The sequence below is a fragment of the Pseudomonas sp. P5_A12 genome (assembly GCF_056400685.1).
In genome coordinates, this window is the sequence record NZ_JBFUKU010000616.1 from 1 (window position 1) to 746 (window position 746).

The 746-nt window shown below is 52.3% G+C and carries 2 protein-coding genes; both read left to right on the forward strand.

The window, feature by feature from the left end:
* The coding region (locus tag AC1DSG_RS31505) for an SDR family NAD(P)-dependent oxidoreductase (RefSeq protein WP_477794345.1) at positions 1-324 on the forward strand (324 nt) is incomplete at its 5' end.
* Positions 325-373: 49 nt separating this feature from the next.
* Positions 374-746: ABC transporter substrate-binding protein (locus AC1DSG_RS31510; protein WP_477794346.1), on the forward strand; the 373-nt coding region annotated here is incomplete at its 3' end.

Here is a 746-nt window from a genome sequence, read left to right on the forward strand (position 1 = left end):
GCCCAACGTGGTGGCGGTGTCATGGGCGGCGTTCATTATTCGGCGGCCAAAGGTGGCATTCAGACCTTGGCGAAAGCGCTGGCTAGAGAACTTGCTCCGGACGGTATTCGAGTTAACGCCGTCGCTCCCGGGTTAATTGAAACTGACCTGATTGCAGGAAGACTCTCGGATGAAAATCGCGAGCGCACGATTGTATCGACGCCTTTAGGGCGCATTGGCCAGCCAGTTGAGGTGGCCAATGCATGTCTGTACCTGGTGTCCGACATGGCTAGTTATGTCACTGGAGTCGTTCTCGATGTGAATGGAGGCCTTCACATTCATTAATTAACGTTGCGCCAAAAAGATTTGAAAACAATAACAACGGAGACAAATCATGCGAGCTCTACTGCGTACTACTTTGGCTGTTTCAACCCTATTGCTAGCCATGAACACCATGGCTGCAGACCCGATCAAAATTGGTGCGCCTGGCCCATACACCGGCGCGTCAGCACCGATGGGCGTTTCGATGCGAGATGCCATGCGGATTGCAGTAAAAGAAATAAACGATAAAGGCGGGGTATTGGGTCGGCCACTGGAATTGGTCGAGCGCGACGATGAAGCGAAAAACGAACGCGGAAATCAGGTTGCGCAAGACCTGATTTACAACAACAAAATCGTCGCAGCGGTAGGCGTGATTAACACCGGTGTAATGCTCGCCAGCCAACGGTTTTACCAGGAATCCAAGATTCCGGTTGTGACTCCTGGCC